We start from the raw sequence: 277 nt of genomic DNA, 5'->3' as shown, positions 1-277 counted from the left end.
CAGCCACTTTCAAACGTTGTTTTTCCCAACGTGCAGAACCTTTCTTTCTACGAGATAGGATGCGTTGTTCTTTTGCTAATTTGTCTAATGATTGTCGATAAAAACGTGGGTAATTGGCTTTCTCACCCTGTTCACTTTCGACATACAGACCGTCCATAGCGAAATCTAGCCCAACAACTTTCTGAATGGACACTGGTTTAATTTCTTTCTCGTATTCTGTCAAAATCGAAATATAGTATTTACCTGATTTTGTTTTAGAAATCGTACAAGATTTTAA

1 protein-coding gene is annotated in these 277 nt (G+C 36.8%); it reads right to left on the bottom strand.

Annotated features, from left to right (window positions below):
* Positions 1-277: transposase (locus DDE80_RS14925; RefSeq protein WP_153060961.1), on the bottom strand; the 277-nt coding region annotated here is incomplete at both ends.

Origin of the sequence: Metalysinibacillus jejuensis (assembly GCF_003057615.1) — a bacterium.
Lineage (GTDB): Bacteria > Bacillota > Bacilli > Bacillales_A > Planococcaceae > Metalysinibacillus > Metalysinibacillus jejuensis.
The sequence above is the reverse complement of the archived record's forward strand: the minus strand, read 5'-3'. Positions and strand labels throughout refer to the sequence as shown.